Below are 19,215 nucleotides of genomic sequence, written 5' to 3'. Positions count from 1 at the left end.
GCCCCCGCCCGGGTGGGGCGGAGGCGCTGGGAGCCGGCCGATGTCTGGCCGACCTGCCGCGTCAGGCGCGGACTACTGCTGCATGGCGGCGGCCTCGGGGTCCACCTCGGCCATGAGGGCGGCCAGCTCGGACTTCAGCTTGTCCTTGGCGCGAATCTCCAGCTGGCGGGCGCGCTCGCGGGAGAAGCCGAAGTGCTCGCCCAGCTCCTTGAGCGTCATCGGGCGCTCGTTCATGACGCGCTGCTCGATGATGAAGCGCTCGCGCGGGTCCAGGCGCATCAGCGCGGTGCGGACGCGGGCGTTGATGAGGCCCGCCTCTTCCTTGTCCGCGAACTCGTCGTCCTGCGGCGCGGCGGCGCTCACCACGAAGTCCACGTGGCTGTTGCCGCCGTCCTCGCCCATGGGCGCGTCGAGCGAGAGGTCGCGGCCGCCCATGCGCTGCTCCATCTCGCGCACCTCGCCGGGCTTCACGTGCAGCCGGCGGGCAATGTCATCCACATTCACGATGGCGTCGCCGCTGCCGAACTTCTCCAGCTCGCGGCGCGTGCGGGCCAGACTGAAGAACAGCTTGCGTTGCGCCTGCGTGGTGCCGAGCTTCACCAGGCTCCAGCTCTTCAGGATGTAGTTCTGGATGTACGCGCGGATCCACCACACCGCGTAGGAGATGAGACGGATGCCCTTGTCCGGGTCGAACTTCTGCACGGCCTTCATCAGGCCGATGTTCCCCTCCTGGATGAGGTCGGACATCTTGATGCCGTAGGAGCGGTACTCGTAGGCGACCTTCACCACGAAGCGCAGGTTGGACGTCACCAGGCGGTGGCCGGCGGCCAGGTCCCCCTTGATGAAGCGCCGCGCCAGCCCCTGCTCTTCCTCCACCGTGAGGAGGGAGTAGTGGTTGATCTCCGAGAGGTACATCGCCAGAGAGCCGGAGTTGGACGACTGCTCGGTGGAAGCCTGCATGAGTGGTGTCTCCCGACGGTGGCCTCTCTCTTGGGAGGCCGAGAAAATGTGTTCGGACAGCCTGACAACTTGACGAAGGCTGCCTTGAGCAACGGCGGTGCCAACTTGCTGCTGTGCGTCTTCCCCAATGTCTGCGGGGGGTTGGCGGAGGTTGGCCGCGTGTACAAGGCGGGAAACCTGTAACGGTTACATCGCGCCTGGAGGGCGACCTCGGAAACGGAGCGGTAGGAAGTTCAGATTGATGAGCAAGCGGCCTCCCACGTGAGGTCCGGACCTGTCTGCCCGGGCGACGCAAAAGGCGTAACGCTTCGCACCGTGGATGACAGGTGCGTTTCCTCGATCGCGCTGGAACGCACGGAGAGCGGACGGGAGGACAGGGGCCTCCACGCTCGCAAGGTCGGGCTCGGGAATCGCGGGCGACGCGCGGGGCTCGGGAATCGCGGGCGACGCGCGGGGCTCGGGAATCGCGGGCGACGCGCCGGGCTCAGGAAGCGCGGCGGGCGCGGGGAGCGCGCTCTTCCGCGGCGGCGCGGCGGGCGTCGGCGGCGATGGCACGCTTGAGCGTGGCGAGGAGCTCCGCCGACTCGCCCTGGCGCAGCGGGCGGCCACCGAAGCGGGCCTCCAGGTAGCGGCGGGTGATGGGGCTCAGGGCAGGGGAGAGCGGGTGATGCTCGCGGGCGAGCCGCGCGTCCAGCTCCTCCAGCGTCTCGCCCTCGTGGCGCTCCAGCCGGGCGGAGGCGAGCTGGGCTTCCACCGCGTCCACGAAGCGCGTGGCGTCATGCGGGCGCTCACGCCCGAGGAACCGGGCCAGCCTGCGCCAGACGCCATACGTGACGGCGCCGGCCACGAGCGCGGTGGCCCAGGCCCGAAGCGGCGGCAACCGGCTCGGCGACTCGTCCTCGTCGGAGCCTTTGGGCGGGCGGACGAGCGCGCGCGCCACGTCCAGCTGGTCCCTGAAGGAGTAGTCGACCACGGCGCTGCGCCAGCGCTCCTCCAGCGACTCGTAGAAGCCGAGCAGATCCTGGAGGAATTCGGAGGCCTGGCTGGCGCGGTGGGCCGGCGGCGTCGCGTCCACGGTGACGAAGCCGCGCCCGGGCACCAGCACGTGCGTCCACGCGTGCGCGTCACCGGCGCGGACGATGTAGACGTCATTCACCCGCTCGCCGCCGAAGAAGCCCGTGGCCAGCCGCGCGCGGAAGCCCTGCGTGCGCAGCATCAGCGTGAGGGCGGTGGCGAAGTGCTCGCAGTGTCCCGCCTTGCGCTCGAAGAGGAAGTCCGCGAGCGGATCCTCCACGTCCCCGCCCAGCTCCAGCGTGTACGAGTTCTCCCGCTGCAGCCACGCGGCCAGCTTCTGCGCGGCGGCCAGCGGCTCGCGCTCGCCGTTGAGCACCCGCGCGGCCGTCTGCGCGACGCGGGGGTCGATGTTCTCCGGCAGGGTCAGCAGCGCGTCCTGCTCGTTGGCGGGGAGCTTCTGGAAGCTGTCACCGCTGCCGCCGGGAGGAAGGCTGTAGGCCTCGTAGCTGAAGGCGATGCCAGGGTCGAGGAAGCGCACCTCGCCGCCACCCAGCTCCTGGATGCGGGCGCGCCGGCTGCCCGTCTGCGTGTGGGAGGCCGCGTTGCCCAGCCTCGAGGGCGTCTCCAGGGCCACCAGCGTGCTGGCCCCGTACGCGGGGAGCAACTCGACGCGCTGGTGGATGAGGCCCTCGCTGCCCGGCCGCAGCGTCACCATCCAGTCGCCGGTGCCCCGGGCGCCGCCCACGTTCGTCCATTCCTGCCCGTCGAAGATGTCGTAGGTGCGGCCCACCCAGTACGCGTCCAGGTTCTCCTTGTCCGGAGCCGGGTCCAGGGTGGCGCGCAGGACGATGCGGGGGTTGCCCTTGATGGTGCCGGCGCCGCCCAGCCGCACGGTGTTGGAGAAGCCCGTGGTGGCGGCGCCCAGGCCCGGCGCGGCGCGCGGGCCCATCATGTTCCAGTTGAGGCGCGGGAAGAGGATGAAGAAGGCCACCGCGCCGGCCACCGCGAAGGTCAGCCCCGTGGCCAGCGGGCGCATCACCTGGCGCACCGGCACCGGCTCGCCTTCCGGCACCGCGGCCTCCACCACGCCCAGCGCCAGCGACATGCTGGACAGCACGCCGAAGGCCACCAGACACACGCCGTAGGTGAGCTCGCCGGTCAGCGCCGCGCCGCCCGCCACCATCAGCAGCCCGGACAGGTGGACCTGCCCGTCGGTGGCCGGCTCGGGCGTGGACAGCAGGCGGTGCGCGGAGATGAGGCCCGCGAAGGCGCACGCCGCCACCACCAGGTTGAGCGAGCCGGCCAGGACATTCATGCCCAGCACCACCGCCACCACGAGCAACAGCAGCGCGGTCAGCTTCGCCCGCCGGCCGAACAGGCGCCGCCCCATGAGCGCGCACAGCAGCGCCAGCCCGTAGAGGGCGAGCGTCCACACCGGCAATTGCCCGGACACGCCCATGGAGGCGAAGGCGGCCCCGGCGCCCAGGTCCCGCAGCCTCAGCCGCAAGCCGTGCCTCATGCCGCCTCCTCGTCCTCGTGCGGGCCCTCGTGGCCCAGCCACGCCAGGGCCCGGAGGACGCGCCGCTCCTGCGCGGTGCCCGCGGCGGGGCGCACGCGGCCGTCCGCCGTGTCCAGCCCGACTTCGTGGCCCTCCTCGATGAGCCGGTGCGCCAGCGCGGCCACCTCCTCGCAGCGGCGCTCCAGCGCGTCGCCCTCGAGCCCGGCGACCACCGCCAGCACCCAGGTGCGGCGCTCCTCGCGCTCGCGCTCCACGCGCAGCAGCTTTCCCGCCGACGCGCTCTTGCGCCAGTGGATGCGGCGCGCGTCCTCGCCCTGCATCAGCTCGCGCAGGCCGGACACGTCGCCGGTGCCGTCGTTGCGGCGCGGGTTGCCCGCGTCACCCACCGGCCCGCGCTCCGCCTCGCCCGGGTCCTGGCAGGCGTAGCCGCGCCGCGGGTAGACGAGGAGCGTGCCCTCCAGGGAGAACACGCGCGACTTGGCGAACAGGCCCAGCGGCCACGTCGTGGTGACGCGCACGCCCGTCAGCAGCACCGGTCCGCGCCGGGGCGCCGTGAGGTTGGCCCGCACCACGTGGTCCACGCCCATGGGGAGGTAGCCCACGCCGCCCTCGCCCGTCAGCGGCGAGTCCGCTTCGCCCAGCGTGAGGGCGAAGCCGTGGCCCCGCTTCTTCGCAATCGCCCAGCGGAAGGCGAAGGGCTCGGCCGCGAAGGCCGCGTCCGCGCCCACGCGCCGCACGGACACGTCCTGCAGGCAGCGCTCGGACAGCACGCCGGACACCACCACCATGCTCAGCAGCAGGCCCAGCAGCAGGTAGAGGAGGTTGTTGCCGGTGTTGAGCGCGCCCAGGCCCACGCCGAACGTCACCACCAGGTACGTGCGGCCGATGCGCGTCACCTTCAGGGTGCGCGGCGGCCGGAGCCAGGCGCGCACCCGGGCCCACCACTGCTTGCGCCGGCGCGGCGTCACCGGGGCGCCGGAACCTTCCGGGAGATTTCCTCCAGGAGGTGCGCCGCCTCGTCTCGCGCCGTCACGCCCTGCACGGCGCTGCGCAGCAGCACACGGTGCGCCCAGCAGGGCACCAGCAGCGCCCGCACGTCTCCCGGCGTCACGAAGTCCCGGGACTCCCACAGGGCCTGCGCCCGCGCCGCCGCGCCCAGCGCCAGCACCGCGCGCGTGGACGCACCCCGCTCGATGTCCCCGTGCTGGCGCGTGGCCGTCGCCAGCCGCACCACGTAGTCCGCCACCGCGCCGTCCAGCTTCAGCTCCGCGGCCAGCGCGCGCAGGGACGCCACCTCCTCGGGACCGGAGACGAGCTCCACTGCGTCCAGGGCCGGCGCGACGCCTCGGGTGGTCAGCAGCCGGGACTCCACCTCGGGGGCGGGGTGGCCCAGCGACATGCGCACCATGAAGCGGTCCAGCTGCGAGTCCGGCAGCGGGTACGTGCCGGAGAAGTCCACCGGGTTCTGCGTGGCCACCACGGTGAAGGGCGCGGGCAGTGGGTATGTGGCGCCGTCCAGGGACACCTGGCCCTGCGCCATGGCCTCCAGCAGCGCGGACTGCGTGCGCGGCGGTGCGCGGTTCAGCTCATCCGCCAGCACGAGCTGACGGAAGAGGGGACCAGGACGGAACTGGAAGGTGGCCGACTGCGCGTGAAAGACCTGGGCGCCGAGGATGTCCGCCGGCATCAGGTCCGCGGTGAACTGGACGCGAGCGAAGCTCAGGCCACACGCCCGGGCCAGGGCCTCCGCGAGTGTCGTCTTGCCCACACCCGGCACGTCCTCCAGGAGGAGATGCCCCCCGGCCACCAGGCACGTCACGACGAGCTGGGCCTGGGCTTCCTTACCCTGGACCGCGCGCCCCAACTGGGTGGCGATCCGTTCCATCGCCGAATGCGCGGAGGCAGGGGAAGGGACGGGGGACAGGACGCGGGCAGGCTGGTTCATCTCCCGCCACTCTAGCCGACTCCCTCGCGGGCCGGCACACCCGGTTCGCGGCGCGCCCCTCGCGGGACGCCTGCCTGCTCACCGGGTGGGTGTGCTGCTCACGCCGAGAGGATGTCCTCGGGCGTGTAGTACGCGCGGCGCTGGGACTCGCCCGTGCCGACGCCGAAGTAGCGGAACATCCGCTCGTGATGCGTGGCCAGGCCGCGCAGCTGCACCGGCCGCTCTACCAGCTCACGGGTCAGCACGCCCACCGCGCTGTCCTTGAACTCGCGCAGGTGCGTGAAGTCCAGGACGACCTCGCGGCCGCTGAGCTCACTCAGCGAGGTGCGCACCTCGTGCGCCGTCCTGCCGTCCAGGATGCCCTCCAGCCGAAGGGTGACCCGACCTGCGACCTCCTCACTGTGAATCTGTAGCCCCGCCATCGCTGTGCGCTCCCAAGTAGATGCTGTGTGCACGATGTGCCGTTGAGATGGGCACGGCGGCTGAGGGCAATTTCCAGACCCGGCAAGGGCCCGGAAGTTCCACGGATGAGACAACCCGTGGAGTGCTCTCAACCGGGCGCACACACTGCACCTTGGCGACTGGGAAGGTCAGCCCCCCCCAGGGAAGATTCACCGGATTGTCATGCAACGGGCGTCCAGCATGTTGCCTGTCGGTCAACCCTTGCGGTCAACCGTTGTCTGCTGGTCGGCGAGGGTGAGCTGGCGCTCCTGCTGGGCCTTCAGCTTCCGGAACTCCTTCACGACCTTGGTCGGGTAGCCCGCCATGAACTTCTTGCGGACCTCCGGCTTCGCGAGGATGCGCTTGGCCAGCCCGGGGCCCGCGTTGTAGGCCACCAGGGCCTTCTCCACGGTGCCGAAGCGGGAGATGAGGTCCGCCAGGTACGCGGTGCCCAGCTGCACGTTCGTCTCCGCGTCGAAGAGGTTGCTGGAGCGGCCCAGCTTGTAGCCGCCCTTCTCCGCCAGGTACTTGCCGGTGTCTGGCATCACCTGCATCAGGCCCATGGCCCCCACGCCCGAGACGGCGTAGTTGTTGAAGCTGCTCTCGCACCGGATGACCGCCACCACCAGCAGCGGGTCCACGTTGTTGGCCCGGGCCTCGCGGACGATGGCCACCGCCAGCCGCCGCTGCTGCCGCTCGGGCAGGCCGGAGGCCTTCACCAGCGCCGCCACGCCCAGCCGGTCGGCCTCGGCGAAGTCCGCCTCGTCCTCGTACACCTGGAGCTTCGCCAGGGCCGCCTTCAGCTCGGCGTCACGCGCGGACAACTGTGCGCGCAGCTCCACCACTTCCAGTGCCTCACCCTGGGGGCCTTCCGGCACCTGCACCGGAAACGCGAACGCCTCAGTTCCCACCAACCACGCCGCTGCCGCCATCGCCACCGTCCAGCCCCGCATCCCGCCCTCCCCGGCGCCAGTGCTGCGCGCGCCCGCTGAACCTGCAACTCCAACTGACTTCTGATGCGATGGCGGCAAAGCAGGCGGCGTGCCATGCGCCTTTCACACTGCGTCCCTCCTTATGAGATCTCCACGCAAGGGCTGGAGGATCGCCCCGCACGTCGGAAAAAATGCCCGGGTGGGGCAGTGCTTTACCCAACGTGAGGCTGTGAAAAGGACTGGGTTGCCCGGTCCGGTACCCGTTCCTAGCTTTGCCCGCGCCAGGGTGTGGGCTTGGGAGGTGTGGCGTGTACTGGACGATGGGAATGATCCTGCTGGTGTTGTGGGGGCTCGGGATGACGGCGGGCTCCACCGAGGGCTACTGGGTCCACCTGCTGCTGTTGTTCTCCTTCGTGGCCTTCCTGCTGGCGGTGGTGTCCACCGGCCGGCGGACGACGCGCGCGAGATGGACGGCGAACCCATGAGCGGTGTCGGGCTGGAAGTCACGGGCCTGGAGCTGCCCCGGGACACCGCGGGCTTCACGCGGCGCGAGTGCCCGGGCTGCCAGCGGCCCTTCAAGATGCGGCCGGGCCCGTTCGACGCGCGCGCGGTGCTGCACAAGCTGCAGGCCTTCTTCACCTTCGAGAACGCGCACGAAGGGGAGGACGGGCTGCCGCTGTGGCGCTGCCCGTACTGCGGCACGCGCGCGGAGGCGGATGCCTTCCTCACGCCCGCACAGCAGACGCACCTGGAGGGTGTGGCGCGCGCGTGGGCCAACCACGTGCGCTACGAGCAACTGGCCCATGTGAATCGCACGCTGTCGCTCAACCCTCGGCCCACCTTCGTCGCGGTGACGCCGGAGGCGCTGCCCGGGCCCATGGACCCGGAGGCGGACGAACTGCTGCGGACGCTGCCCATGCTGTGCTGCGGGGAGGACGTCAAGGTGCTGTGGGACTGGGACCAGCCCCTGTTCTGCCCCTACTGCGGCACCCGGCATGGGGGCCTGAGCGGCCGCCAGCAGGTGCAGCTGCGCTTCATCCAGGAGTAGGCAGCCGGCCGGCGGTGGACGCGGGCCGGCCGTGAAGGCAGGCTGCGCCGCCATGACGAGGGCCTCCTCCCGGGTGCTGCTCGCGGCCCTCCTGTTGGCCGCGGGCGCGGCCTCCGCGCACGACGCGGACATCCTCTATTCACAGGTGCGCCGCACCCCGACGGGCTCTCCGAATGGCGAGTCGCGCGACGCTCCCGGCGCCAGGCCGGCGGGCGAGCCCGGGGGGTCGGAGGTTCGTCAGGTGCTCACGCTGACGGCGGGCACGCTCGGCCTGCTGCTGCCCGCCGACGCGGACGGGGACGGCACGGTGTCCCAGACGGACCTGGACGCCCGCCGCGCCGCGCTCGAGGTGGGCGTGTGGGACGCGCTGCCGCTCACCGCGGGCGGGCGGCCCTGCACGCGCACCTCCCACTCCGCGCTGCTGCGCCAGACGTACGTGGAGCTGACCGCCACCTTCACCTGCCCTCCGGGGCCGCTGCGGCAGACGTACACCGTGCTGTCGGTGCTGCCGGTGGGCTACCGCGTGATCCTCGGCAGCTCGCTGGACGGTGAAGTCCCGGGCTCGGTGTTCGCGGACGCCGCGCAGCCGAGCGTGGACATCCCCGGCCTCGCGGAGGGAGGGAAGGGGAGCGCGTCCGTCCGCGGCATCCTCGGCTGGGTGGAGGAGGGCGTCCGCCACATCTTCGACGGCTGGGACCACCTCGCCTTCCTGCTCGCGGTGCTGCTGGTGGGCGGCGGGTGGAGGCGGGTGCTGCTGCTCGTGTCGTCGTTCACCGTCGCGCACTCCCTCACCCTGGGGGCCGTCGTGCTGGGCTGGGTGGGGCTGGACGGAGACCGGGCACGCTGGGTGGAGGCCGCCATCGCCGCGTCCATCATCTATGTGGCGGTGGAGAACCTCGTCCTGCGCGAGCACCGCCACCGCGCCCTTGTCACCTTCCTCTTCGGGCTGGTGCACGGCTTCGGCTTCGCGAGCGTGCTGAAGAACTACGGGCTGGGGGACTCGGTGGCCCCCGCGCTGCTGGGCTTCAACGTCGGCGTGGAAGTCGGGCAGGCGGCGGTGGTGGCCGTGCTGCTTCCCGTGCTGCGCATGGTGCAGCGGCGACCGGCGCTGCACCTCAAGACGGTGCGCGCGGTGTCGGTGTGCATCCTCGCTGCTGGTGGGTACTGGATGATCGAGCGGGCACTCGGTTGAATCCGGCGGAGGGCGTCCCTACGTTGCCGGCATAGAGGGTAGGGAACGGGGGACGTCAATGGGTGCGAGGCATACCCGGCTGGCCGCTGCGCTGGCCGCCGCATGGGAGGCGGAAGTCGTTTCCGCCCGGCGGATGACAGCGCTGGCGGAGCGCATTGGCGATGCGCGGGTCCGGGCAAGGCTGATGGTGCTGGCCGCCTTCTGCCGCGCACACGCCTCGCGCCTGCTGGCCCGGCTGGCCGCGCTGGGCCGGGGACCGCTGCCCGTTCCGCCCGAGGACATCGAGCTGGACGCGGACACCATCCTCGAGCTGCGACGCGAGGGCTGCTTCGCCCGCGCGTCCGCCGCCCGCTACGAGACGACGGCCGAGCTGGCGCGCCAGCAGGCGGACCTGTCCTCCGCCTGGGTGTGCGAGCTCAACCGTACGGAGGAACAGGACCGCGCCCGGGAGCTGCTCGCCCTGGCGGAAGGGGCCCTGGCCGCCGTCATGCACGGGCCGTCCTCCACCGTGGACGCGTCGCCGGGCTCCTAAAGACGCGTCTCCAGGCTCCTGAAAACGGGCGCCTGAAGTCCACCCGGCTCGCTCTCCCGGTGACAGTCCCCGCGCGTTGGGCGTAGAAACCCGCCCATGGCGAAGGAGAGCTACAACGACCTCATCTTCCAGCTGGGCGACCTGGCGCGTGATCGGCTGCCCGGCAAGCCCAACTGCCCGCGCTCCATGGACCGCGTCTACCGCGCCGAAGAGGCCGTGGTGGCGCGCCGGGACGAGCTGGCCGCGCTCGAGCAGGAGATGAACGACCACGATGCCGCCTGGCAGGACTACCTGGCCCAGCAGGCCGAGGAGCGGGCCGGGCACCAGGTCGTCGTGAAGAAGTGGAAGAAGGCGGTGGACGCCATCGAGGGCAAGGTCAAGGACCTGCGCAAGACGCTGTCCACCCGCCGCGCCGAGCTGCGCTACGCCCTGGACGGCCTCCAGAAGCTCGAGAAGAAGATCAAGGACATGGAGCTGACGGGCACGGAGGCGAGCAAGATCGACGTCGCTCGCACCAACCTCAAGAAGAACCGGCTCGCGCAGATGCGCCTGGGCCGCGAGGTGGAGGACCTGGAGGTCCGCGTGTCCAATGCCCTCACCCCCGAGCCCGGCCAGCCCGGCTCCGCCGGCATCCTGGCGCACAAGCGCATGCTGGAGATGGAGGACGAGGAGGAGGCGCGCAAGCTGGAGCACGACCACCAGATGGCGGAGCTCGACCAGGCAATCGCCGCGAAGGAGGAACAGGTGAAGGCCGCGGAGGATTACCTGGATCAATCGCTGTTCCTGCTCGGCGAGGACGTGTACGCTCGGCGCATCCCCGATGCGCAACTCGCACCGTTCTACCCGCGGCTTGATCGCGCCCAGTGAGGGAACCCCCCGCCCGTAGTGCTTGACGTGGGGGGCGCGTCTGCTACATTGCGCCGCTTCCTGGCGACCGCGGGGACGCGAGCAGTCCAGGTCATTGAATTTATTGGGATTTTCCGCGCCACGCGCGCTGGCAGTGAGGACGACGTGAAGGGTCTGATTGGCAAGAAGATCGGAATGACCCAGGTGTTCAACGATGAGGGCAACCTCGTCCCGGTCACCGTGATCGATGTGGGCACCTGCCAGGTCGTGGGCAAGCGCACCCCGGAGAAGGACCAGTACTCCGCGGTGACGATCGGCTTTGGTGAGATCCGCGAGAAGATTCTCAACCTGGCCGAGCGCGGCTTTTTCAAGAAGGCCAACGCGCCCTACCGCCGTCACCTGAAGGAGTTCCGTGTCACCCCGGAGGAGGCTTCCTCCTTCAACGTGGGCGACGCCGTGAAGGCCGACATGTTCGCCAAGGGCGAGCTGGTGGACGTCACCGGCGTCACGAAGGGCCGCGGCTTCTCCGGCGTCATGCGCCGCTGGAGCTTCAAGGGCTCGCAGACGAAGACGCACGGTACGCACGAGTACCAGCGTCACCCGGGCGCCATCGGTCAGCGTAAGACGCCTGGCCGTACCTACCCCAACAAGAAGATGCCGGGTCACTTCGGCGTGGAGCAGGTCACCACGCAGAACCTGACCGTCGTCGAAGTGGACGTGGAGAAGGGCCTCCTGCTCGTGAAGGGTGCCGTCCCGGGCCACAACAACGCCGTCGTCTACGTCCGGCCGAGCATCAAGGTGGCCATGCGCGCGCAGCACAAGGCCGCGCGCGGCTAGTCGCACCGGGCGCCCTGCAGTCCAGGCGCTCCTGACGCCCCGCCTCCGGGCCCGCTTCGTCGGGCATCCGGGCGGGGCGTTCGCTTTGCGGGGCAGGGCTTGCTTCCCGCGGGGCGACGTCACGGGTAGGTACAGGTGTGCCCCCAGTGGGGCCCTGCCTGCCCTCTTTCCCACGGCCGTGTCACGGGCGCGCCCCGAAACGTTGACCGGTGGGCGCCCCGCGTCAGCGTGGGTGAAAAGAATACCGACTCCGCGCCATCGTGGCTTGTCGCTCGTGGAAGCCGTGTGCACATGGATGCGCCACGAAGGGGCCTGATCGTCGAGTGACGCAGGCGCCCGGGATGGGGGAGGCTTCGACCTCCCGCACACGGCGGCCCACCCCACGGGCCGGGCAGGAACCATGAACGCACGCACGCTCCGCGTCATTGCTTCGTTGGCCATTTCGCTGGCGGCGCCTGTCGCCTCGGCGCAGGACGATGATGAGAAGGTCCTCGACAATGTCGTCGTCCGCAACCGGCTGTTCGAGCCCGGAGGGCACCTCGAGCTGTCGCTCGGCGTGGGCCTTCCGGTTCAGACGCACCTGACGGCGCACTACTTCTTCAACGTCGGCGTCGCCTACAACCTCTTCAACACCTTCGCGCTCGAGGCGCGCGCCGGCTACGCGGCCAGCCGCCACACCGGGCTCGCGCGCTCCATCTCCGAGAGCTTCCTGGACCGCCAGGACAAGAAGGTGACGGACGAGCTCGAGGACCTCTGGGAGATGAACCTCCACGGCGTGGCCGGCGTGAGGTGGGCGCCCATCTACGGGAAGCTCAGCCTGCTGTCCGATTTGCCCGCCCACTTCCAGGCGTACGTCTGGGCCGGCGGCGGCCTCGGCTCCTTCCAGCGCAACTCCGTCATCCAGTGCACCCAGGTGGTGGACCGGGAGCTGGGCATCTGTGACGACCGCGCGGTGCCGGAGGACCGGGGCTCGGCGTCGAGTGACTACTGGGTGAAGGAGACGCGCGTGGCCCCGGTGGTGTCCGCCGCGGTGGGCTTCCGCTTCTTCGTCCTCAACAAGCACGGCGTGCGGCTGGAGCTGCGCGACTGGGTGTTCCGCGACGCCTACCGCGTCAACCTGCTGCGCGATGACTGGGAGGCGGGGCGCGAGACGGGTGAGCCCGCGGCCAGCCCCGGCTTCACGCACCTGGTGCAGTTCGACCTTGGCTACACCTTCTCCTTCTAGGTCCTCCTGACTATGCGACCCATCATCTCCCTCGCGCTCCTCGTCGCCGCCCCGGCCCTCGCGCTCGCGCAGGCGAACGTGCCCGCGCCCGGCGCCGAGACGTCCGTGCCGCCGCCGCCCGTCCAGGCCCAGCCGAAGCCGGAGGCTCCCTCCGCGCCCGCGACCCGGCCCGAGCCCGTCGTGCCGCAGGAGACGCCTGAGCCGGCTCCTGAAGCAGACACCGCCGCCGAGGCCCCCGCGCCCGCTTCTCCGGAAGAGACGCCCGTGGTGGCCGAGCCCCAGCCCACGCAGCCGGACGCGCCCGCGACGCCGGAGGACGCGCCCGTGCTGGCCGCCGAGTCCCCGCGCACCACCGAGGCCCAGCAGCAGCGCCTGGTGCATGGCGCGCCGCTCTACAACCCGAACGTGTCGGTGCACATCGTCCAGAAGAAGCGCTTCGCGGACGAGGGCCACCACGAGTTCGCGTTCTTCCCGGCCACGGTGCAGGTGAACGGCAAGTACACCAACCACGCCGGCTCGGCCCTCCAGTACATCTACCACCTGCAGGAGAACTTCGCGTTCCAGCTGATGGGCCAGTACAACTGGTACTCGAACGAGAGCGACTTCAACCTCGAGCTCATCGACAAGGTCCGCGAGCAGGCGCAGGCGGCCTCGTCGCTGCTGCTGGTGTGGGGCGCGCAGGCGGGCGTGGAGGTGACGCCGCTCTACGGCAAGTTCGCCTTCCTCAACGACTCGCTGGCCCAGTTCAGCGTGGTGCTCAGCGGCGGCGCGGGCCTGGGCTCCACGCGCCACCTCATCCGCCCGGAAGTGGCGAACGAGGTGGACGGGGAGACCTTCACGGTGCCGGCCCGCTTCGGTGACACCGGCACCAAGTTCCTAGGCTCGGTGGGCGGCGGCTTCCGCCTCCAGTTCGGCGAGCACTACGCGCTGCGCATGGAGGTGAGAGACCTCATCTACACCGCCCGCGTGGACAAGGTGGACGGCTGCAACCTGGCGGACTTCGAGGCGCTGGAGGCCGCGCGCGCGGGCAACCAGGACTTCGCCACGCTGCAGCTCAGCGGCAGCTGCAAGTACGAGAAGTTCGACGGCGTGGACCCGAAGACGAAGAAGAACTACCGCGAGGACATCATCCTGGGTCGGGACCTGGTGGCCGAGCCGTCCTCGGACGTCCTCAACAACATCAGCTTCTACGCCGGCTTCTCCATCCTCTTCTGACGCACATGAAGGCACTCCTCGCCATGAAACGACTGCTCAGCTTCTTCGTCGTCCTGGCGCCGCTCGCGGTGTTCGCCCAGCAGGACGTGGGCGGCTACAACCGCGCGCTGGCCGCCTTCAACGCCGGCGACTTCGACACCGCCGCGCCGCTCTTCTTCCAGCTCTCCGAGGGCGCCGCCGACGCCGACGTGAAGGGCAAGTCGGAGTACTTCCTCGCGCAGTCGCTCGCGAAGAAGGGGCTGCCCGTCTCCGCCTTCATCTCCTACGCGGCCATCGTCAACGCCGGGCCCTCGCACCCCTCGTACCTCAAGGCGGTGGAGGGGCTGGTCGACATGCAGCAGCAACTGGACGAGCAGAACCTCATCCCCAGCATCCTCAACCAGGCGTACACCGACGAGGTGCGCGACCGGTGGGTGACGCTGCCCAAGGAGGTGCTCGCCCGCATCAACTACCTGGTGGGCACGGTGAGCCAGCGCAAGGGCCGCTTCGAGGAGGCGCGCCAGCTGCTGGAGGCCGTCCCCAAGGACAGCCGCGTCTACGCCAAGGCGCGCTACCTGCTGGGCGTGGTGCTGTCGGACCCGCGCTTCCCTGGCCGCCCCGGTGAGGGCGACGCGCTGGACAAGGAGGCCCTGTCCGCCTTCAACGCGGTGCTGTCCGCGAAGGAGCCGCAGGTGGAGCTCAAGCCCACCCAGCACCTGGCGCTGCTCAGCCTGGGCCGCCTGCACTACCGCCGTGGCGAGCAGGCGGAGGCCACCGCCGCCTACGAGCGCGTGCCTCGCTACGCCCGCTACTGGGACCAGGCCCTCTTCGAGAACGGCTTCGCGCGCTTCCAGAACGAGGACTTCGGCGGCGCGCTGGGCAGCCTGCAGGCGCTCCACGCGCCCCAGTTCGAGGGCGCCTTCCAGCCCGAGTCGTGGATCCTCAAGGCGACCGTCTACTACTACTCCTGCCTCTACGACGAGGTGAAGACCACGCTGGCGGCCTTCGACGAGCTCTACGGCCCCATGGCGAAGCAGCTCGACCCGTTCACCGGCGACGACGTGCAGCTGGTGCAGGCGTACAACCTGGTGGCCGCGGAGAACCGCCGGCTGCCGCGCCCGGTGTACCTGTGGCTGCGCAACAACGAGCGCATCCGCGAGGTGATGCGGATGCTGGACCAGGTGGACCAGGAGAAGCGCACGCTCAGCGGCGGCGGCTGGCGCGGCTCGCCCATGGCAGCGCAGACGATGGGCTCGCTGGAGGAGATTCGCGGCACGCTGCTCCAGGTCGGCGGCACGCTGGCCAAGAGCCGCATCCGCGAGGCGGCTGACAACCTGCGCACCTTCTCCGACCAGGCGGAAATCATCCGCGTGCAGACGGCGCTGGACGAGAAGGACCTGCTCCAGGCCGGTGTGGACCAGAAGGCGCTCCTGACGCGCCAGTCGCTCTACCGGCCGAAGATGCCGGGGGCCAATTACAACTACTGGAAGTTCCAGGGCGAGTTCTGGATCGACGAGATTGGTTACTACCAGTACACGCTGAAGCGCGGCTGCCCGGCGAAGACGGCTGAATCCACGCAGCAGCAACAATAGACACACATGGGCCACTGTCGCCCACGGTCGTACCCACGAGGGGGCCGCCTCCGCGCGCAGCTGGCGCCGGGGCCGCCCCCTTCGTCGTTGTCGGGCACTGGAAGAACCCATTGCCAGACACTGGGTTACGGGTCGCAAGAGTCGTTCCACGCCACTTCTCATTCTGGGAGGGCGCGTCTACTTTCCGTCGTCCCTCGTCAATGGGTGTCTGATCGCCCGGTTGCCGGGTCGGCTTCACGGCAGGAGCTCGCATGAAGGTGGTTCTTCGTTTCGGTGCGCTGGCGGTAGGTGTCGCGCTCGCCGCCGGTGGGGTGGGAGAGGCGGCGGAGTCGCCGGCTCGCAAGGCGGTGAAGAAGCCCGCCTCGGCGTCGGCGTCGAAGACCCCCGGGGCGCGGGAGGCTCGGGAGAAGGGCAAGGCGTCCGACAAGAAGGCTCAGGCCGCGAAGCAGGAGGAGGCGAAGGCCCCTCCGCCCGGCGTGGCGCCCGAGGACGTGCGCCGCGGCCCCGCGCGGGTGAAGCCCGCCACGGCGAAGTTCGCGGACATCCCCCGCATCGCGGACTCGAAGAAGGACGCGCTCGCGGACAAGAAGCGCGACGAGGCCATCGAGGCCCTCAAGCGCCTCGTCTCCAAGCTGCACGACGACAACATGCAGAAGGCGGAGATGCTCAGCCGCCTGTCGGAGCTCTACTGGGAGAAGTCCCAGTACCTCTACCGGCTGGAGATGGACCGCTTCCTCGCGGCGGAGAAGCAGTACGACGCCGCCGTGGCCCGCGGCGAGAAGGCCGCGGAGCCTCAGCAGGACCACAAGGAGAGCGAGCGCTACCGCGCGGAGACGATGGCCATCTACGAGGACATCCTCCGCGCGTACCCGAAGTACCCGCAGCGCGACGAGATCCTCTTCTCCATGGGCTACAACCTCTACGAGCTCGGCCGCCGCGACACCGCCGTGGCCCGCTACGAGGAGCTCATCAAGGACTTCCCGAAGTCGGAGTTCGTGCCGGACGCGTACATCCAGCTCGGCAACCACTACTTCGAGAACAACAAGCTCATCCCCGCCAAGCAGAACTACGAGAAGGCGCGCGACTCCGGCGTTCCGAAGATCTACGCGTACGCCATCTACAAGCTGTCCTGGTGTGACTACAACACCGGTGACTACGCGGAGGGCCTGAAGAAGCTGCACGAGGTGGTGGACTACTCCGCGAAGAAGGAGGAGCTGGGCGACCTGCGCACCGAGGCGCTCAACGACCTCACCGTCTTCTACGTGCAGATGGACCAGCCGAAGGAGGCCATCACCTACTTCAAGGAGAAGGCCCCCACGAAGCGGCAGGGCCGGCTCATCGCCAAGACGGCCGCGGGCCTGGTGGACGCGGGTCACTTCGACAGCGCCATCCTCACGTACCGCACGCTCGTGGACGACGAGCCCATGGGCGCCAACGCCCCCGAGTACCAGCAGGCCATCGTCCGCGCCTACGAGGGACTCCGCCAGCGCCAGCAGGTCCGCAAGGAAATGAAGCGGATGGTGGACCTCTACAGCCCCGGTGGCGAGTGGTGGACGGCCAACGAGAAGCAGGCCAACGTCCTGCGCAACGCCTTCAACGTCACCGAAGAGGCCATGCGCGTCATGGTCACCGAGTACCACCAGGAGGCGCAGAAGACGCGCCAGGTGGAGACCTACCGGCTCGCGCGCGACATCTACAAGCAGTACGTGGACGCGTTCGCCTCCAGCGCCAACCCGGACTTCGTCGCGGACTCCGCCTTCAACATCCGCTTCTTCTACGCGGAAATCCTCTGGGCCCTCGAGGAGTGGCAGGCCGCCGCCGCCGAGTACGACGCGGTGGTGGCGTTCAAGATTCCGGACCGCGACACGGCGCGCGAGGTCTCCAACGAGACCTACCGCAAGAGCGCCGCGTACAACGCCATCCTCGCCTACGACAAGCTGGTCAAGATCGAGCGCGGCCAGCTCGCCAGGAGCGACCTCAAGGACGGCCAGAAGGTCGACGAGAAGAAGGACAAGGGCGACGTCGCGAAGCAGAGAATCGTCAAGCGCGACGCGAAGGAGAGTGAGGAGGAGAAGCTCACGAAGTTCGAGGAGCGCCTCGTCTCCGCGTGCGACATCTACGTGAAGCTGTACCCGGACACGCAGGACGAAATCGACCTGCGCTACCAGGCGGCCGTCATCCTCTACGACCGCAGCCACTTCGTGGACGCGGCCCGGCGCTTCGGCGAAATCATCGAGAAGTACCCCGAGGAGCGGCGCTCGCGTGACGCGGCCGACCTCACCATGTACGTGCTCGAGAGCCGCGAGGAGTGGTTCGAGCTGAGCACGCTGTCGCGGAAGTTCCTCGCCAACAAGCGGCTGTCCAAGCCCGGCACGGACTTCGCCACCCGCGTGGCCCGCGTGGTGGAAGGCAGCCACTACAAGTGGGTGGATGAGGTCGTCTACAAGAAGGAGAAGAACCCGAAGAAGGCCGCCGAGGAGTTCCTCAAGTTCGTCGTCGAGTTCCCCAGGTCGGAGAACGCCGACCGCGCGCTCACCTACGTGATGGTGATTGCGCAGGAGGCGGGCGAAATCGACAAGGGCATCGAAGCGGGTGAGCGCTTCCTCAAGGAGTACCCGCACAGCAACTTCGAGCTGAAGGCGCGCTACTCGCTGGCCGGCCTCTACGAGAAGGTGGCCGAGTACCGCAAGGCCGCCACCATGGCCGAGTCCTTCATCACCGAGTACGACGCCGCCATGAAGGCGCGGGACGCCGAATCCAGGAAGTCGAAGGAGCGCAAGGCCACGGCGAAGAAGGACGACGCGCCGGGGGCCGTGGAGGACGCGGACTCCAAGCGCGCGCAGCGCACCGCCGAGCGCAAGGCGCTGGTGGACGAGGCCGGGACGTGGGTGGCCGACGCGCAGTTCAACGCCGGCGTCTGGTGGGAGGGCGCGGGCGAGCCGCAGAAGGCCGTGTCCGCGTACAGCGCCTACGTCACGCGCTTCAGGGACCGCAAGGACGTGCCGCAGGTGGCCTTCGCCATTGCGAACGTCTGGGAGAAGGAAAAGAAGTGGACCGAGGCGGGGAAGGCCTTCGGCTCCTTCGCGGAGACGTACGGCCGCGACTCCCGCGCCACCGCGCCGCAGCTGTACCTGGCGCGCTACCACGAGCTGCTCGCTTACCAGCAACTGAAGAACGTGCGTGAGCAGGAGCGCGTGCAGGCGGAGCTGGTGCGCTCCTGGAACAAGCTGCCCGAGGCCGCGCGCAAGGACGTGGCGGTGCTCAATGCCTACGGCCACGCGCGCTTCCTGGCGCTGGAGCCGGCATGGAAGCGCTACACGGACATCAAGTTCTCGCGGGTGACCACCATCCGCAGGGACCTCACCGCGAAGCAGAAGGAAATCCAGCGCGTGGAGAAGGAGTACCTAGCGGTGCTCGCCACGGGCTCGGGTGAGTGGGGCATCGCGGCGCTCACGCGCATCGGCCTCGCCTACGCGGACTTCGCGAAGAACATCATGGACTCGCCGGACCCGCAGGGGCTCGACGAGGACCAGCTCGCCATGTACCGCGGGGAGCTGGAGAACCTGGCGCTGCCGCTGGAGGACAAGGCCACCGAGGCGCTGGAGAAGGCGCTCGACAAGGCCTACGAGCTGGGCGTCTACAGCCAGTGGACGCTGGCCGCGCAGGACCAGGTGAACCGCTACCGCCCTGGCTCGTACGCACAGGTTCGGCCGGTGGAATACCGCACCAGTGACTCCATGGCCCGCGCCGACCTGGCCCGTGCGCCGGACGGCACGGCCGAGGCCTCCGTGACGCCCGCTCCGGCGGCCACGGAGCCCGGGACGCCCTCGCAGCCGGACGGCAAGGCCGCTCCCGTGGACCCGGCCCAGCAGGCGCCCTCCACGCTGGAGACGGCGCCCGCGCCCACCGCCTCGCTCGGGGAGGTGCTGCCGTGATGA

General features: G+C 69.8%; 16 protein-coding genes. 10 read left to right on the top strand and 6 right to left on the bottom strand.

Annotated features, from left to right (window positions below):
- Positions 1-72: 72 nt before the first annotated feature.
- From G4D86_RS03260 to G4D86_RS03235, 6 genes are all read right to left on the bottom strand, one after another.
- Complete coding sequence (locus G4D86_RS03260; RefSeq protein WP_163989220.1) at positions 73-960, bottom strand: RNA polymerase factor sigma-32; 888 nt, start codon at positions 958-960, stop codon at positions 73-75.
- A gap of 484 nt (positions 961-1,444) precedes the next feature.
- Complete coding sequence (locus G4D86_RS03255) at positions 1,445-3,493, bottom strand: transglutaminase TgpA family protein (RefSeq protein WP_205519438.1); 2,049 nt, start codon at positions 3,491-3,493, stop codon at positions 1,445-1,447.
- Positions 3,490-4,461 carry a DUF58 domain-containing protein gene (locus G4D86_RS03250; protein WP_163989216.1) on the bottom strand — a complete coding sequence of 324 codons (972 nt, stop codon included), beginning with the start codon at positions 4,459-4,461 and terminating at the stop codon, positions 3,490-3,492. The genes G4D86_RS03255 and G4D86_RS03250 overlap by 4 nt, the downstream gene beginning before the upstream one ends.
- The gene (locus G4D86_RS03245; RefSeq protein WP_163989215.1) at positions 4,458-5,438 is read right to left on the bottom strand and encodes an AAA family ATPase; all 981 of its coding nucleotides are present in this window, start codon (positions 5,436-5,438) and stop codon (positions 4,458-4,460) included. The genes G4D86_RS03250 and G4D86_RS03245 overlap by 4 nt, the downstream gene beginning before the upstream one ends.
- Before the next feature lie 98 nt (positions 5,439-5,536).
- Complete coding sequence (locus G4D86_RS03240) at positions 5,537-5,860, bottom strand: STAS domain-containing protein (protein ID WP_163989213.1); 324 nt, start codon at positions 5,858-5,860, stop codon at positions 5,537-5,539.
- 234 nt (positions 5,861-6,094) lie between these two features.
- Positions 6,095-6,832: a lytic transglycosylase domain-containing protein gene (locus G4D86_RS03235; protein WP_163989211.1), complete on the bottom strand. Its 738-nt coding sequence runs from the start codon at positions 6,830-6,832 to the stop codon at positions 6,095-6,097.
- Positions 6,833-7,137: 305 nt separating this feature from the next.
- Here G4D86_RS03235 and G4D86_RS03230 point away from each other — a divergent pair, with 305 nt between their 5' ends.
- The 10 genes from G4D86_RS03230 to G4D86_RS03185 all read left to right on the top strand — a co-directional run bounded on the left by G4D86_RS03230 (position 7,138) and on the right by G4D86_RS03185 (position 19,212).
- Positions 7,138-7,296, top strand: coding sequence for a lmo0937 family membrane protein (locus G4D86_RS03230; RefSeq protein ID WP_420821835.1), 159 nt, complete (start codon positions 7,138-7,140; stop codon positions 7,294-7,296).
- Positions 7,293-7,859 (top strand): hypothetical protein, encoded by a 567-nt coding sequence (locus G4D86_RS03225; RefSeq protein WP_163989207.1) that lies wholly within the window; start codon positions 7,293-7,295, stop codon positions 7,857-7,859. The genes G4D86_RS03230 and G4D86_RS03225 overlap by 4 nt, the downstream gene beginning before the upstream one ends.
- A 52-nt stretch (positions 7,860-7,911) precedes the next feature.
- Complete coding sequence (locus G4D86_RS03220; RefSeq protein ID WP_163989205.1) at positions 7,912-9,051, top strand: HupE/UreJ family protein; 1,140 nt, start codon at positions 7,912-7,914, stop codon at positions 9,049-9,051.
- A 58-nt stretch (positions 9,052-9,109) separates the two neighbouring features.
- Positions 9,110-9,583, top strand: a complete 474-nt coding sequence (locus G4D86_RS03215) for a hypothetical protein (RefSeq protein ID WP_163989203.1) — start codon at positions 9,110-9,112, stop codon at positions 9,581-9,583.
- Between the two features lie 96 nt (positions 9,584-9,679).
- Positions 9,680-10,450 (top strand): hypothetical protein, encoded by a 771-nt coding sequence (locus tag G4D86_RS03210; RefSeq protein WP_163989201.1) that lies wholly within the window; start codon positions 9,680-9,682, stop codon positions 10,448-10,450.
- A 144-nt stretch (positions 10,451-10,594) separates the two neighbouring features.
- Entirely contained in the window at positions 10,595-11,266 is a 672-nt protein-coding gene (gene rplC, locus G4D86_RS03205; RefSeq protein WP_163989199.1) for a 50S ribosomal protein L3, read from the top strand.
- 400 nt (positions 11,267-11,666) lie between these two features.
- A complete protein-coding gene (locus G4D86_RS03200; protein ID WP_163989196.1) occupies positions 11,667-12,491 on the top strand; it encodes an outer membrane beta-barrel domain-containing protein in 825 nt (274 codons plus the stop codon).
- 12 nt (positions 12,492-12,503) lie between these two features.
- Positions 12,504-13,706, top strand: coding sequence for an outer membrane beta-barrel domain-containing protein (locus G4D86_RS03195; RefSeq protein ID WP_163989194.1), 1,203 nt, complete (start codon positions 12,504-12,506; stop codon positions 13,704-13,706).
- A gap of 23 nt (positions 13,707-13,729) precedes the next feature.
- Complete coding sequence (locus tag G4D86_RS03190) at positions 13,730-15,277, top strand: tetratricopeptide repeat protein (RefSeq protein ID WP_163989193.1); 1,548 nt, start codon at positions 13,730-13,732, stop codon at positions 15,275-15,277.
- Between the two features lie 251 nt (positions 15,278-15,528).
- Complete coding sequence (locus G4D86_RS03185) at positions 15,529-19,212, top strand: tetratricopeptide repeat protein (RefSeq protein ID WP_163989191.1); 3,684 nt, start codon at positions 15,529-15,531, stop codon at positions 19,210-19,212.
- Positions 19,213-19,215 lie beyond the last annotated feature (3 nt).

The organism is Pyxidicoccus caerfyrddinensis, assembly GCF_010894405.1.
In the GTDB taxonomy this organism is placed as follows: Bacteria; Myxococcota; Myxococcia; order Myxococcales; family Myxococcaceae; genus Myxococcus; species Myxococcus caerfyrddinensis.
The sequence above is the reverse complement of the archived record's forward strand: the minus strand, read 5'-3'. Positions and strand labels throughout refer to the sequence as shown.